The organism is Sphingomonas sp. 2R-10 (genome assembly GCF_030062225.1).
Classification (GTDB): Bacteria; Pseudomonadota; Alphaproteobacteria; order Sphingomonadales; family Sphingomonadaceae; genus Sphingomonas.
Genome location: NZ_JASCXF010000003.1, coordinates 100,007 through 114,998 on the forward strand (window position 1 = coordinate 100,007; position 14,992 = coordinate 114,998).

The 14,992-nt window shown below is 69.2% G+C and carries 9 protein-coding genes; 3 read left to right on the forward strand and 6 right to left on the reverse strand.

Annotated elements, in window-relative coordinates; genetic code table 11:
• Positions 1 to 11: 11 nt before the first annotated feature.
• A complete protein-coding gene (locus tag QLH51_RS02350; protein WP_125655223.1) occupies positions 12 to 932 on the reverse strand; it encodes a dihydrodipicolinate synthase family protein in 921 nt (306 codons plus the stop codon).
• A 69-nt stretch (positions 933 to 1,001) separates the two neighbouring features.
• Here QLH51_RS02350 and QLH51_RS02355 point away from each other — a divergent pair, with 69 nt between their 5' ends.
• The gene (locus tag QLH51_RS02355) at positions 1,002 to 2,198 is read left to right on the forward strand and encodes an NAD(P)/FAD-dependent oxidoreductase (protein WP_125655221.1); all 1,197 of its coding nucleotides are present in this window, start codon (positions 1,002 to 1,004) and stop codon (positions 2,196 to 2,198) included.
• Between the two features lie 239 nt (positions 2,199 to 2,437).
• On the opposite strand, the gene QLH51_RS02360 is transcribed toward QLH51_RS02355, so the two are convergent.
• From QLH51_RS02360 to QLH51_RS02370, 3 genes are read right to left on the reverse strand one after another with little or no spacing between them, the layout of a single operon-like run.
• Positions 2,438 to 4,174 carry a DUF885 domain-containing protein gene (locus tag QLH51_RS02360; RefSeq protein ID WP_125655219.1) on the reverse strand — a complete coding sequence of 579 codons (1,737 nt, stop codon included), beginning with the start codon at positions 4,172 to 4,174 and terminating at the stop codon, positions 2,438 to 2,440.
• A complete protein-coding gene (locus QLH51_RS02365; RefSeq protein WP_125655216.1) occupies positions 4,171 to 5,184 on the reverse strand; it encodes an Ldh family oxidoreductase in 1,014 nt (337 codons plus the stop codon). Before QLH51_RS02365 ends, QLH51_RS02360 begins: the two co-directional genes overlap by 4 nt.
• Positions 5,181 to 7,544, reverse strand: coding sequence for a glycoside hydrolase family 127 protein (locus QLH51_RS02370; protein WP_125655214.1), 2,364 nt, complete (start codon positions 7,542 to 7,544; stop codon positions 5,181 to 5,183). Before QLH51_RS02370 ends, QLH51_RS02365 begins: the two co-directional genes overlap by 4 nt.
• A gap of 472 nt (positions 7,545 to 8,016) precedes the next feature.
• On the opposite strand from QLH51_RS02370, the gene QLH51_RS02375 reads away from it, so the two are divergent.
• Positions 8,017 to 10,740 carry a DUF5695 domain-containing protein gene (locus QLH51_RS02375; protein WP_125655211.1) on the forward strand — a complete coding sequence of 908 codons (2,724 nt, stop codon included), beginning with the start codon at positions 8,017 to 8,019 and terminating at the stop codon, positions 10,738 to 10,740.
• A gap of 83 nt (positions 10,741 to 10,823) precedes the next feature.
• Positions 10,824 to 11,633, forward strand: coding sequence for a glycoside hydrolase (locus tag QLH51_RS02380; RefSeq protein WP_125655209.1), 810 nt, complete (start codon positions 10,824 to 10,826; stop codon positions 11,631 to 11,633).
• Between the two features lie 35 nt (positions 11,634 to 11,668).
• Here the strand turns inward: QLH51_RS02380 and QLH51_RS02385 are convergent, their stop codons facing one another.
• Both QLH51_RS02385 and QLH51_RS02390 read right to left on the reverse strand, forming a co-directional pair.
• Positions 11,669 to 13,144, reverse strand: a complete 1,476-nt coding sequence (locus QLH51_RS02385; protein ID WP_125655207.1) for a glycoside hydrolase family 125 protein — start codon at positions 13,142 to 13,144, stop codon at positions 11,669 to 11,671.
• 35 nt (positions 13,145 to 13,179) lie between these two features.
• Complete coding sequence (locus QLH51_RS02390) at positions 13,180 to 14,694, reverse strand: tryptophan halogenase family protein (protein WP_125655205.1); 1,515 nt, start codon at positions 14,692 to 14,694, stop codon at positions 13,180 to 13,182.
• Positions 14,695 to 14,992 lie beyond the last annotated feature (298 nt).

A 14,992-nucleotide genomic window follows, 5' to 3' on the forward strand; every position in this document is an offset into this window, starting at 1 on the left:
CGCCGTTGCGATCAGGCGGCGGCGGCGACGGACCGGTCGAGCGACGGCCGCGTCGCCGCGGCGTGTTCGACCATCGCGATCACTTCGGCACGGCGCGCGCCGGTCAGCGGCAGGCGCGGCGGCAGGACGCGTTCCGACCCGCGGCCCATGACCTGTTCGGCCAGCTTGATCGACTGGACCAGATCATGTTCGGCATCGAGGTGGAGCAGCGGCATGAACCAGCGATAGATCTCCATCGCCTTCGCATGGTCGCCACGCTGGAACGCGCGGACCAGCTCGACCGATTCGCGCGGGAAGGCGTTGGTCAGCCCCGATACCCAGCCCTGCGCGCCCAGATACAGCCCTTCGAGCGCGACGTCGTCGAGACCGGCGAACAACACGTAACGGTCGCCGAACCGGGTCTTCACATCGGTGAAGCGGCGGGTGTCGGGCGCCGATTCCTTGATCGCGACGATGTTCGCGGCATCGGCGACCATCGCCAGCACCTCGTCGTCGATCTGCGTGCGATAGGCTGGCGGGTTGTTGTAGAGCATGATCGGCAGCGCGGTGGCGGCGGCCACGCCCTTGAAATGCGCGGCCAGTTCGTGCGCCTTGGGCACATAGACCATCGGTGGCAGCAGCATCAGGCCGTCGGCGCCGGCGCGCTCCGCCGCCTGCGCATAGCCGACCGCGCGACGGGTGTCGTATTCGGACACGCCGGTCACGACCGGAACCCGGCCGGCGACGACCTCGACGATGGCGCGCAGCACCATGACCTTCTCGTCATGGGTCAGCGAGTTGTTCTCTCCCACCGTGCCCAGTGCGATCACGCCGGTCACGCCGTCGCGGATCAGGTCGTCGACAACGCGCTGCGTATCGGCAAGGTCGATCGAAAGGTCTTCGTGAAGCTGCGTCGTCACCGCCGGGAACACACCCTGCCAATCGATCGTCATCACATCGTCCTGCGTTATTTACATATACTGTATACCCTGCTTAGATCTTGCCCGCAACGGGGATGTCTCATGGCGCGTATCGTGATTGTCGGTGGCGGGGTCGTCGGCCTGTCCTGCGCGGTGGCGCTGGCCGACCGGGGGCATGGCGTCACGCTGTACGACGCGTCGGCGGGACGCGAGGCGGCGTCGTGGGGCAATGCCGGGCATATCGCCACCGAACAGACCGCGCCGCTGGCGTCGCTCGCGTCGCTGCGGTCGTTGCCGCGGCGGCTGTCGCTGTTCGGCGGTCCGCTCAGCCTGCCGCCGCGCCAGATCGCGGCATGGATGCCGTTCGCCGCCGGGCTGATCGCCGCCGCCGCTCCCCGTCGCTTCGCCGCCGGACAGGCCGCGCTGAAGGCATTGCTGCACGCCGCCCTGCCCACGTGGCGGACGCTCGATACCCGGCTGGGTGGCGGGCTGCTCGCGGAGCGCGGCCATGTCGTAGCGTGGGAGAGCGCGCAGAGCGCCACGCGGGGAATGGCGCACTGGGCGGCGCAGGACATCGGCACCACATGCTTCGCCCCGACCGAGGCGCCGTTCGGGACGGCCGCCGCGATCCGGTTCGCCGGGACGGCACAGGTGTCCGACCTCGACCGCCTTGCGCGCGCGCTCGAACGCGAGGCGCGGGCCGGCGGAGTCGCGATCGTCCGCGCGCCCGCCGCGCTGGTGGTCGAGGGCGGGCGCGCCCGCGTCGTTGGGCAGGATGCCGACCTCGTCCTCGTCACCGCCGGGGTCCGGTCGGGCGCGCTGCTGCGGGCCGCGGGACACCGCGTGCCGATCGTCGCCGAGCGCGGCTATCATGTGCGCGCCGCCGCCGATCGCTGGCCCGTCGACCTGCCGCCGATCGTGTTCGAAGACCGCTCGATCATCGTCACCCGCTATGCCGACCGCGTGCAGGTGGCGGGCTTCGTCGAGCCGGGTGACGCCGACGCGCCGCCCGATCCGCGCCGGTGGCGGCGGCTGGAACGGCACGTCGCCGAACTGGGCCTGCCGATCGCCGGGCCGTTCACCCGGTGGATGGGATCGCGGCCGACCCTGCCCGATTACCTGCCGGCGATCGGCCGGTCGGACCGCGCGGCAAACCTCCTCTATGCGTTCGGCCACCAGTATCTGGGGCTGACGCTCGCGCCGGTCACCGCCACGCTGGTCGCCGCGCTGGCGAACGGCAGCCGGCCGGCGATCGACCTCGCGCCGTTCACGCTCGACCGGTTCGACCGGCGGCGGTGATCGTCGTGCATCGCGCATCCGCACCAGCACGGTCAGCGCCACCGGGTTCCCCGCGAACCGGACGTCGTTGAACCCGCACGACGGGCCGTGCGCGCCGGCCGGGATCTCGGCGACCATGGCCGTCAGGAAACCCTCCCCCGGATCGTTCGCATGTCCCTGCTCCCCCCTGTCAAAGGACCTGTCCCTCGGAACAGCGCCCGTGGCAGCGGCACGGCCGGCTGCGGGTGCCGTCGCGAGGGTCAGTCCATGGCGGAGGGTCCCTCGCCGCCTTCGGCGATGAACTGGTCGACGCGCCGGTCGATGACCGGCAACGGCACGAAGCCGAGCGCCAGCACGGCGTCGTGAAATGCGCGGATGTCGAAGCGATCGCCCAGCGCGCGTTCGGCCTTCGCCCGCGCGTCGCGAAACGCGATCTGGCCGATATGATAGCTGAGCGCCTGTCCCGGCCATGCGATGTAGCGATCGACCTCGGTCACGATCTCGTGTTCGGACAGCGCGGTATGGTCGCGCAGATAGGCCTGCGCCCGCGCGCGGCTCCATCCCTGCGCATGGATACCGGTATCGACTACCAGCCGCGCGGCGCGCCACATCTGGTAGCTGAGCATCCCGAACCGGTCGTACGGGGTGTTGTACATCCCCATCTCCTCGCCCAGCGCCTCGCAATACAGCGCCCAGCCCTCGCCATAGGCCGACAGATAGGCGTCGCGGCGGAACGCGGGCAGGCCGGTCAGCTCGGCCGCCAGCGGCATCTGGAACGCATGGCCCGGCGCGCTTTCGTGCAACGTCAGGGCGACAAGCGAATAAAGCGGGCGGGCGGGCAGGTTGTAGGTGTTGACGAGGTAGATGCCCGGGCCGCCGCGCCCGCCGGTATAGAAGGGCGCGAGGTCGTCGGGCACCGGGCGGATCGCGAACCGCTGCCGCGGCAGCCGCCCGAACCAGTCGCCGGCCTTGCCGTCGAAGGTCTTGGCGATCCATGCCGCGCGGTCGAGCAGTTCCTGCGGCGTCTTCGCATAGAAGCGCGGATCGGTGCGCAGGAAGGTGAGGAAGGCCGGCAGGTCACCGGCGAACGTCACCTCGCGCATCACGTCCAGCATCCGCGCGCGGATCGCCGCGACTTCGGCGAGGCCGATCGCATGGACCTGTTCGGCGGTCAGGTCGCGGGTGGTGAATTCCGCGACCTTCGACGCATAATAGGCGCGCCCGTCGGGCAGGTCGTAGGCGGCGATCGTCGTGCGCGCGCCGGGCAGATATTCGATGCGCAGGAACGCCAGCAGCGTGGCGTGCGCGGGCACGACCGCGCTGGCGATCACCGCCTGCGCCTGTGCCCGCAGCGCCGCCTGCACCGCGGCGGGCATCTGCGCCGGCATGGTGCGGAACGGCTGGTAGAAGCGCGAGTCGGTAGGGGCGGTGGCGACCACCTGCGCCACGCCGATGTCGCGGCCCTTCAGCGTGATCGCCGGCGGGGTGAAGCCGCGGCGCAGCCCGGCGCGCATGTTCGCGATCTGTTGCCCGTAATAGCGCGGCAGGTCGCGCAGCATCGCCAGATAGGCGCGATAGTCGCCTTCGGTCCGGAAACTGCCGCGCGCGGTCTCGGCGACGTCGCCCCAGAAGCTGGTGTCCGACGTCAGCGGCTTTTCATAGTCGCGATAGCGTTGCTCGTTCAGAAGCGCCGCGATCTGTCCGCGATAGACGATCAGGTTGGTACGCCCCTCCGCCGACAGCGTAGCGGGATCGATCGCCGCCAGCGCGCGCAGCGTGGCGTCCCACCGCGCCAGCTTCGCCGCCTGTGCCGTGGAGCCGACATCGGGCAGGCGCATCCGCTGGTCCTGCGGCACGTCCTCGGACGCGGGCAAGTGGCTCTGGCGCCACGCATATTCGTCCGCCGCCAGCGCGAGCAGCCGGTCGTCGGCGGTAGCCGGGGCTTGCGCCGGCACCGCGACGCCGATCGCCAGCAGCAGGGCGAGGCCGACGCTCATGCCGCGATCTGCGCGATGTCGGCGAGCAGCGCGCACGACACCGCCACCCCGTCGCGCCCGGCGATGGCGCGGGCGGCGTAGCGGCGGGCAGAAGGGAGTCGCGCTCCCTGCCCCTCAATCGCGGCGAACAAGGTTTCGGCGCGGGCAAGCTGGTCGGCGACGGCATCGCCGAGGAAGCCGGCGGGATCGATCGCGACGATGAACTCGCCGCCGATCGGCGATCCGCCCCGGCCGGCATCGGCGGCGATCGATGCGGCACTGGTCCGCTCGCCGATCAGCGGCCCGGCGAGCAGTTCGACCATCGCCGCCAGTGCCGACCCCTTGTGCCCGCCGAACGTCCGCATTGCGCCGGCCAGCACCGCCTGCGCATCGGTCGACGGGTTGCCTTCGGCGTCATAGCCCCAATCGTCGGGAACGGGCTGTCCGGCGCGGCGGTGCAGTTCGATCTCGCCGCGCGCGACCGCGCTGGTCGCGAAATCGAACACGAACGGGTGCCCGCCGGGACGCGGCCAGCCGAACGCGATCGGATTGGTGCCGAACACCGGCTTCGTGCCGCCCGCCGGCGCGACCCACGCGTGGCTGGGCGTCATCGCCAGCGCCACGAGGCCGTCGTTCGCCAGCGCCTCCACCTCGGGCCACAGCGCGGCGAAATGGACGACGTCGGTCAGCGCCAGCGCGGCGATGCCGAACGCGCGCGCCTTGTCCGCCAGCACCGGCCGGCCGCGATCGAACGCCAGCTGCACGAAGCCGCCGCCGCCATCGACCCGCACCAGCGCGCGCGCCGGTTCGGACATCACCGGCACCGCATCAGGCACCACCACCCCGCTCGAAACGCTGCGCGCCGCGACCAGCAGGCGGTACAGCCCGTGGCTGGCGCAGCCGTCGCGCTCGCCCGCCACCATCGTCTCGGCCACCGCGACGACATGCTCCTCGCCCAAGCCCACCTTGCGCAGCGTGGCCCGCGCCAGATCGCGCACCTCGTCCAGCGTCAGGGTGCGCGTGTCGCTCATGCGGTCGCGGCGGGGGCGGCGGTGAACAGGCGGACGCCGAACACCGGCCCGGCGGTTTTGCCGTCGGCCGGCACGATGCGGACTTTGATGCGGTCCTTGCCGTTCGTGAGGGCGAGCGGAAGCGGATATTCAACGTCGAAGAACTTGCCGGGCCGGTCGGCGTCGAGCTTTTGCGTGGCGACCTTCACATTGTCGACCAGAATGTCGAACGTCCGGTTGCGTTCGTCGCCCCAATAGGTCGCCTGCAGCACCAGCGGACCGGCGCGGGTCTTCATCGCGAATTCCATGAACCCGCCCGAACGCACGTCGCGCCCGTTGCGCCCGCGATATTCGAGCGGATGGGACTGGTCCGACGTCAGGTCGTGATCGCGCTCCGCCTGCATCTGCCCCAGGTGCATGACGTCGACCGACCGCGCGGCGATGTCCTTCGCCCTTGCCTGTTCGGCGAGGAAGGCGGTTTCCGCGACCTTCCATTCGGCGTCGGTGAAGCGTTTGAAATAGACTGCGCTCCGCCGGTCATACTGGCTGTAGAACGGGACGAAGGTCAGGTCGGCGGGGCGGACGATGCCGTGCGTCGCATATTGCCCGGCGTCCGCCACGACCGGCGTGAACCGGCCGAGCAGGTCGCTGCCGACCAGCGCCGGATCGGGCCCTTCCCATTCGCCATCGGCCCGGCCGAGGTCGGCGGCGAGCACCATCGGCCCGCGCACGATGGCGATCGTCTTGTCATCGCCCGGCGTCGCCTCGATCCGCAGGTCGAGCGGCAGCGCGATCGCCACCGTGTCGCCCGCCTTCCACCGGCGCTCGACGATCGCATAGCCGCCCTCGCGCAGCGGCTCGACCGGCTTGCCGTTCACAGAAACCGCCGCGCTTTTGGCCCAACCCGGCACGCGCAACGCCACCGCGAAGCGCCCGCCGCGGGCCAGCGTGGCGAAGGTCAGCCGCGATTCCCCTTCGAAGGGATAGCGCGTGTCGAGCGTCAGCGTGGCGCCGCGCGCCGCCCAGCGCGCATCGGCGGGGATGTAGAGGTTGACGAACAGCGTGTCTCCGCCCTCCCAGAAGATCGATTCGCCGTGCTTGGCATGGCTTTCCATGCCGGTCCCGACACAGCACCAGAAGCCGTCCTCGCCCGGTTGCGAATAGGCGCGCTTCGCCCCGCTCATCAGCGGGGTCATGTAGGTGAAGCCGCCATTGACCGGCTCCTGCTGCGCCATGACGTGGTTCAGGTGCGCGCGTTCGTAATAGTCGAACAGGTCGCCCTGCGGCGCCCACGCGAACAGCTGTCGCGTCAGCTTCAGCATGTTGTAGGTGTTGCAGTGTTCGCAGGTCTGTTCGGTTATATGCTGCGAAATGGTGTCGGGTGCCGAGAAATATTCGCGGTCGGCGTTGCCACCGATGACGTAGCTGTGGTGCCGCGTCACCCGTTCCCAGAAGAAGCGCGGTGCCACGCCCTGCGCTTCCTTGCCGGTCAGGTCGTGCAGGCGGGCGAGGCCGATCAGTTTCGGCACCTGGGTATTGGCGTGGAAGTTGGCGAGCTTGTCGACGCGCTGCGTCAGCGGATCGAGCACGCGGCGGTCGTAGATCCGCTCCGCCAGCCGCAGCCAGCGCGGGTCCTTCGTCCGGGCATGGAGTTCGGCGAAACTCTCGTTCAGTCCGCCATATTCGCAGGCCAGCATCCGCTGCACCTGTTCGTCGTCCAGCGCGGCGAACACCGTGTCGATATAGCCGCCCAGCGCCGTCGCGATCGGCAGGACGCGGGGATCGCCGATATGATCGGCGACGTCGAACAGCCCGGTGTAGAGCTTGTGCCAGTTGTAGAACGGCACCCAGCAGCCGTTGAGGTCGAAACCCTGCGAGCGGATGTCGCCGGCCATGATCTCGGGGAAGATCTCTCTGCCGTCGACGACGCTGCCGTCCTTGCGCTTGCGGCTGAAGCCGGCGACGTAGCCGTCGCCGTTCTTCGCCTGGCATTCGGCCAGTTCGCCGAGGATGTAGCGGGCGCGGGTGACGCATTCGGCGTCGCCGGTCTGGCCATGGGTCAGCGCCAGCGCGGAGAGATAATGGCCGAGCGTATGGCCCGCGATCGTATCGCTTTCCCACCCGCCATAGACCGCGGCCTTCGGCGCCAGTCCGGCGAACTTGCGGTAATTGTGGAGCAGGCGGTCGGCGCTCAGCGTCTTGAGATAGGCGCGGTTGACCTCGACCGCGCGGGCGAAGTCCGACGGGCGCAGCCGCACCGCCGCCAGCGGGAACGGCCGCGCCGTGGCGGGCAGCGTACGCGCGGTGGCGGCGAAGCCCGGCACCGCGACCAGCGGCAGCAGGGCCGAGCCCATCAGCAATTCCCGGCGCGCGATCCTCATCCTGCTCTCCTATGTATTATCGTATAAGATATCTCCAAGAGCCCGGTGTCAATCTTGCGGCAGGTTACGGACGGATATTTGTGGGAGTATTGACTCGCCGAACGACCGAACGATACCCTGTGCGAGATATACGATATACTTACAGGATGGGATGGCGCTTGAAGGGCTTGTTCGATTGGCGCTGGACAGCGGCGGATGACCGCGACGCCGCTTCCGGGTGATCGCGCGCGCTTCCAACCTGTTCGCGATCGACAGAACCGGCCGCCAGAGCTTGATCCATCCCTGTTGAAACGGGCGTCATCCCGGCGAAGGCCGGGATCTCCCGGTGGTAGCGCGCAGCAGGAGCCGATCGAGACCCCAGCCTTCGCCGGGGTGACGTTTCCATGCCGATGGATCAGACATCTGGATCGCACCGACCCGACGAAGTTCCCCCGCCCCCCGGCCCCGCCCTTTCCATGAAGCGAGACCAGCCATGATCCGTCGCCTGTCCCTCGTCCTGCTGCTCGCCGCGACCAGCCTGTCGGCCGCACCGCCGCCGCAGGAACCGGCGAAGAAGGCCCATCCCCCGATCGCGAAGGACAGCTTCCGCGTCGGCGACATGGTGGTCGAACTGCGCCGTGATACGCAGACGCTGGCGCGGCTGTCGCCTGTCGCCGAACCGGCGTTCGACTTCGTGCCCGGCGCGCGGGAGGCGGAGCGCGCCGGCGACGGCTATGTCCATATCGGCGACCTGCACCTGCGCGTCCGCTCCGGCGGCGGGCCATGGGCGGACTTCGCCTCGTCGCGCGACCGCAAGCCGGTGCGCATCCTGCCCGCCGCCGGCGGCACGATCGCCGCCGCCGACATCACCGCGACGATGGGCGATGGCGTGCCGCTGACCATCACCCGGCAATGGGTGAACGATGCCGGCGTGCTGTCGCTGCGCTACACGCTGGCCAATCGCACCGCGCGAGCGGTCGAGGTCGGCGCGCTGGGCATGCCAATGGTGTTCGACAACATCATCACCGACCGCAGCCTCGAACAGGCGCATGCGCAGGCGAGCTTCGTCGACCCCTATATCGGCCGCGACGCCGGCTATCTCCAGGTCACCCGGCTGAACGGCAAGGGGCCGGCGCTGCTGGTTACGCCGGAAGCGGCGACCCCGCTCGAAGTCTATCGCATCATCAAACAGGATCGCTGGGCGGCGAAGGGCGACATCTTCACCGACCGGTCGGACCGCGGCCAGACGTCGGAGGGCTTCTACGACTGGATGGTCGCCAGCAAGGCGATGGCCGACAGGGAATGGGCGGGCGCGGAACAGTGGAACCAGCCGACCAGCTTCGTGCTGGCGCCGGGCGAGAGCCGCACCATCGGCGTACGCTTCGCCCCCGTGCCCTCGATCCGCGCGATCGAACCGACGCTGGTCGCGGCGAAGCGGCCGGTCGCGGTCGGTATTCCGGGCTATGTCGTACCGACCGACCAGACCGCCGCGCTGTTCCTGAACGCGCCGCAGCCCGTCCGGTCGATCGACGTGCATCCGGCGGGATCGATGACGCTGACCCCGGCGGCATCGGTCAGGGGCTGGGCGAGATACGACGTGAAGGCCAGCGGCTGGGGCCGGTCGCGGGTGTCGATCACCTATGCCGACGGCAGCGTGCAGACGGTGCATTATTACCTGACCAAGCCGCTGGAACAGGTCGCGGCCGATCTCGGCCGTTTCTCGACGACGAAGCAATGGTATGACGACAGGGCCGACCCGTTCGCCCGCGCGCCCGCCATCCTGAGCTACGACCGCGAGGCGAACCGGCTGCTGACGCAGGAACCGCGCGTGTGGATCGCGGGGATGAGCGACGAGGGCGGTGCCGGCGCATGGGTCGCGGCGATGATGAAGCAGCTCGACCATCCCGATCCGGCGGAGGTCGCCAAACTGGAACGGGTGGTCGACGAAACCGTGCTCGGCAATTTGCAGGTCGAAACCGGCCCGAGCGCGGGCGCGGTGAAGAAGAGCCTGTTCTGGTACGATCCGGCTCGCTTCCCCGGTTACTACGCCCCGCCCGCCGACCAGTGGAAGAGCTGGACGTCGTGGGACAGGAAGGGGGCCGACGATCTCGGCCGGTCGTACAACTATCCGCACGTCGCGGTCGGCCACTGGGTGCTCTATCGCCTCGCCCGCAATCATCAGGGGCTGGTGAAAACGCACGACTGGCGCTTCTATCTCGACTGGGCATACCGCACGAGCGTGGCGATGATGCGCCACGCGCCGCATTATGCGCAGTTCGGGCAGATGGAGGGCGACGTGTTCCTCGACATCCTGCTCGACCTGCAACGCGAGGGGATGACCGCGCAGGCAGCGGAGATGGAGCGGCTGATGAAGGAACGCGCCGATCACTGGCGCACGCTCGCCTATCCGTTCGGATCGGAAATGGCGTGGGATTCGACCGGCCAGCCCGAAGTCCATGCGTGGATGCGCCATTTCGGCTATCAGCCGCAGGCCGACGTCACGCGCGAGGTGATCCTGGGCTATGATCCGACCGTGCCGCACTGGGGCTATAACGGCAATGCCCGGCGCTATTGGGATTTCCTGTATGGCGGCAAGACTGCGCGGATCGAGCGGCAGTTGCACCATTACGGATCGGCGCTGAACGCGGTGCCGCTGTTCGACGCCTATCGCCGCGATCCCGCCGACCTGCACCTGCTGCGCGTCGCCTATGGCGGGATGATGGGCGGGATCACCAATATCGACCGCGAGGGGTTCGCGTCGGCCGCGTTCCATTCCGAACCCGACATGGTCCGCTGGGACCCCTATACCGGCGATTACGGCATGGGATATTACGGCCATGCCCTTACGGCGGCGACCTATCTGGTCGATCATCCGACCTTCGGCTGGGTCGGGTTCGGCGGCGACGTGACGAAGGATGGCGAGGGCGTGCGGATCGTGCCGAGGGACGGCGCGCGCAGCCGGTTGTTCGTGGCGCCGGCCGGACAGTGGATCACGCTGGACGCCGGCAAGATCGCGGCGGCGACCTATGCCCCCGCGAGCGGCGCCATCACGCTGACGCTCGATCCCGCGACGCCCGCGACCCCGGCAGCGCGGGTCCGGGTGGAGGCGACGACGCCGGGAACGAAACCGCTGCGGATCGCCGGTGCGGCGATCGAACGCGGTGCCTATCGCGTCGCGCTGACCGGCGCGGCGACGACGCTGCGGCTGGTCCGGTGAGGCGGCGTCTGCTGGCGCTGGCCGCGGCGGTCGCGGTGGCCGCCCCCGCAGTCGCCGGGGCACCCGACCGCTAAGTCGCGGCGATGATCGGGCCGCCGCCGCCCGCATTGAAGCTCGATCCCTTCTATGCGCGCCATATCGATGCCGGGGGCATCCCGATCGTGTCGTCGGCCAGGGTTCCCGACGACGCGCTGCTGTTCGCCCGCGACATCGCGCTGGCGATGCTGGCCGAACGCGGCGACCTGCGCCGGTGGATGGCGGCGTCGGGGTTCCGCGTCGCGATCATGGCCCCGGACGAGGGGACGACCGACCTGCCCGAACAGCGCGACTGGAAGAAGCCGGCGATCGACGACCGACGGCTGACGATCTGCGAGCGCAAGCATTATGCCGACCGCATCGGGCGGCTGAGCGACCGCGAATACTGGAACGGCCGCGCCCGCGGCATGGGCGGCCAGCTGACCAGCGCCGCGACCGAGAACCTGCTCGGCGTGCCGGACACGCGCTATTATGGCGAGAACATCTTCGTCCACGAATTCTCGCACGGCATCCTCGACGCGATCCGCCATCAGGACCCGGCGCTGCTGGCCGCGGTCGAGCGCGCCTATGCCGCCGCGATGGCGCGCGGCATGTGGAAGGGCGAATATGCCGCGGTGACCATCGACGAATATTGGGCGGAGGGAACGCAGACCTGGTTCAATTCGAACAAGGTCGCGGTGGTCGACGGACAGACGATCCTGAACGACGACGACCTCGCCCGCTACGACCTCGCGCTCTACAACGCGCTGGCGCAGGTCTATGGCACGCGCCACCGCCTGCCGGGCGATGCCTTTTATCGCCACGCTGCGCGGGTGCCGCCCGGCGGGCCGCCACGGGCGACCGCCGAAGTCTGCTGACGCCGCCGGCATGGGTCCGGCGGCGCCCGGCCCCGTCAGACGCGGATCGCGTCCAGCGGCGCCTTCAGCAGCTGCGGCTTCGTCGCGGCCAGATGCAGGATGAATTCGCCGAACAGCCCGTTGGCCCACGCGAACCAGCTGCGGGTGAACTTGCTCGCATCGTCCTTTTCGAACGCCTCGTGCATGAAGCCGGTGCCGGCATGGGTGCGCTTCAACGTCGCGAGGCATTTGAGGATCGTCGCGTCGTCGGTCGCGGTCAGCCCGCGCACGATCAGCGACATCGGCCAGATATAGTCCATGCCCTGATGCGGGCCGCCGATGCCCTCGCCCGCCGTCCCCTTGAAGAACCACGGGTTCGCGTCGCTCCACGCCGCCGCCGCCGTCCGCTGCCACCGCGCATCGCCGGCGGGCACGCAGCCGAGCCACGCGAGGCTGGAGAGCGACGGCACGTTGGCATCGTCCATGAAGATCGCATTGCCGAACCCGTCGACCTCATAGGCCCATACGTCGCGTCCGTCGGGCAGCTTCATCGTGCCGTACTGCGCGACCGCCGCGGCGACCTCGTTCGCCAGCGCCGTCGCGTCGTTCGCCAGGCCTGAGTCCTTGCGCGCCTCGTTCGCGACCTGCGCCATTTCGCGCAGCGTCGTGACCGCGAACATGTTGGCCGGCACGAACAGCGGATACTGGCAGGCATCGTCCGACGGGCGGAAGCCCGAATGGATCATCCCGACCTTGCGCGTCGGCGCGCCATAGCCCGCCAGCAGCGTCTCGGTCGGCTGGCGGCTGGCGCGCTGGAACTTGTACGGCCCGGGCCCATCTTTCCGCTGCTGTTCGCGGAAGGTGCGCACGATCGCGCGCATCGCGTCCGCCCACTGCGCATCGAACGGCGTCGCATCGCGCGTCGCGGCCCAGTAGCCGTGCGACAGCCGCATCGAATAGCACAGCGAATCGATCTCCCACTTCCGCTCGGCGACCCCCGGCTTCATCTCGGTCTCGTCGACCTGCGACCATTCGAGATTGGTCTTGGCGGTCGGATCCTCCATGAAGGCGTTGGCGTACGGATCGATCAGCACGCTGCGCGCATGGCGCGCGATCAGGCCCCGGAACAGCTCGCGCAGCTTCGCGTCCTGTTTCGCCAGATGCAGATACGACTTCACCTGCGCCGCCGAATCGCGCAGCCACAGGCAGGGAATGTCGCCGGTGATGACGAAGCTGTCGGGCTTGCCGTCGACCCGCCCCATCTTGACCGTGGTGTCGAGCGTGTTGGGATAGGCGTTGGCGAACAGACACGCGACCTCCGGGTCGGCGATCATCCGGCTGACGCGCGCGATCTCGCGTTCGACCGCGGGGCTGACGAAGCGGCGGTCGGCGGGGGCGGGACGCTTGCTGACATAGCCACCGGCCGGTGCGGTCCGGGTCTGCGCCACGGCGATCGGCGCCAGCGCACCCGTCGCGAGGCCCGCACCCAGCAGCGCGCCCTGCGTCATCAGATTGCGTCGGTCGGTAAGCATCGGGACAGTCTCCAATAATCTCGGGCTCGGGTAGGTCAGGTGGTCATCGCCTTGCAATGGCGGTCGATGAAGGCGTGATGCGGCGGCATCGTGGCGACCGCCGTGGCGATCTCGCCCCGGATACGATCCAGATACTGGTCGAGATGCCCGTCGGGCATCGCATCGACGACCGGATGATAGTCGCGGGGCACGATCCCCTGCCCGATCATCACCTGCACCCAGCTGGGCAGCGCGAAGAAATCCTCGCCGTTGCGGAAATAGCGGCCATCGGCGCGGAACAGCGCCATGGCTTCCTTCAGCGGTTCGGGCACGTCCATCGTCCGGCAATCGTTCCAGAACGGCGTGTCGTCGCGGGCGGTGGCATGGTAGTGCAGCACGAGGAAATCGCGCGTGCGCTCATATTCGAACGCCGTCTCGCTGTTGAACCGCTCGGCCAGCGCCGGGTCGAGATCGCGCCCCGGAAACAGCCCCAGCAACCGCCGGATGCCCGCCTGCGCCAGATAGATGCCGGTCGATTCCAGCGGTTCGAGGAACCCGGCGGCCAGCCCCAGCGCGACGACATTGCCGTTCCACGCCTTTGCCCGCCGCCCGGCGGTGAAGCGCAGCTGGCGCGGGGTGTCGAGCGCCGGTCCGTCGAGCGTCGCCAGCAGCGTCGCGGCCGCCTCGTCGTCGCCCATATGCGCGCTCGAATAGACATGGCCGTTGCCGACCCGGTGCTGGAGCGGGATGCGCCACTGCCACCCCGCGCCCCGCGCCGCCGCTTCGGTACAGGGCATGGGCGGCCCGACCGATGCGGAGGGCACCGCGAACGCCCGGTCGCACGGCAGCCAGTGGCGCCAGTCGAGATAGCCGGTCTCGAGCGTCTGTTCGATCAGCACGCCCCGGAACCCCGAACAGTCGATGAAGAACTCGCCCGCGACGCTCCGCCCGTCCTCCAGAACGATGGACTGGACATGACCGTTCTCGCCGTCCTGTTCGACGCGGACGACCTTGCCCTCGATCCGCTCGACCCCGCGCCGTTCGGCCAGTTCGCGCAGGAACCGGGCATAGAGCACCGCGTCGAGGTGATAGGCATAGGCGATGTCGCCCAGCGGCGTGTCGGCCGGCCCGCTCCACTGGAATTTCCCTGCCGGCGCCGCGACCGTCTGCAACGAATAGTCGCAGAGCGGCCCCGCCTGTCCGGCGAGGAAGCGTTTCAGCCACAGCTGGTGGAACGGCAACGGCCCCAGCCCCCGCCCGATCGTGCCGAAGCCGTGGATGTAGCGTTCGCCGATCCGGCCCCAATCGGTGAAGCGGATGCCCAGCTTGAAGGTGCTGTTGGTGCGCTTGACGAACTCGCGCTCGTCGATGCCCAGCGTCTCGCTGTTGAACGTCTTCATATGGGGGACGCTGGATTCGCCCACCCCGACGATGCCGACCTCTTCGGATTCGACCAGCCGCACCGACACGCCGCGCCCCAGATAGGTGGCCAGCGCCGCCGCCGCCATCCACCCCGCACTGCCGCCGCCCAGCACGACGACGTTGCGGATGCGGTTATCGGCCTCGGTCATATCCTCGCTCCGCTTGCCATCGTCGTCTCGCCCGCCGCTTTCCGACCGCCGCCGGAAGCGGTCGGCACCGACCGCCTGCCGCACCAGGCACCCCGCCACAAGCCGGGACCGTGCGAAAGCCGCGTTCGGGATCATATCCTTACCATACCCCGGCAAAGGCCAGGGTCCAGTTGGAGGACGTCAGTGAGGTACGGCAAAGCCTTCCCGACCGGACCCCGGCCTTCGTCGGGGTACGGATTGACGTCGGGGGTCGGCCTTTCGCCCGGCCCCGCGTCTCATCAACGCGGGGCCGGACGCC